The 355-nt window shown below is 57.7% G+C and carries 1 protein-coding gene; it reads left to right on the top strand.

Annotation, left to right across the window (positions count from 1 at the left end; translation table 11 throughout):
• Positions 1–329 (top strand): cell wall metabolism sensor histidine kinase WalK (locus tag NE609_RS17375; RefSeq protein ID WP_256153249.1); only part of this gene is annotated, 329 nt, incomplete at its 5' end.
• Between the last annotated feature and the right edge of the window lie 26 nt (positions 330–355).

Here is a 355-nt window from a genome sequence, read left to right on the forward strand (position 1 = left end):
TGATCTTCAACCTGACGGAGAATGCTGTCAAGTACAACCGGCCGGGCGGCTCGGTACGGGTTTCTGTCACTCAGGAGTTGGAAAAGCTCCTGCTCCGCGTCTCCGACACCGGCTGCGGCATCCCGGAGGTGTATCAGCGCAGTATCTTCCAGCCCTTCTTCCGGGTGGACAAGTCTCGCAGCCGGGAATACGGTGGCGCAGGACTGGGGCTCTCACTGGTATGGGAGATTGCCGACCTCCATGGCGGCTCCGTTTGGGTAGAGAAAAGTTCGGAGAAGGGCACTACCATTGCGGTGGGGTTGCCAACGCAACAATCAACGAAGCCCTAAAACCCTTTTATTCGTTTTTCGCCGCT

Origin of the sequence: Anaerotruncus sp. DFI.9.16, assembly GCF_024461615.1 — a bacterium.
In the GTDB taxonomy this organism is placed as follows: domain Bacteria; phylum Bacillota; class Clostridia; order Oscillospirales; family Ruminococcaceae; genus Anaerotruncus; species Anaerotruncus massiliensis.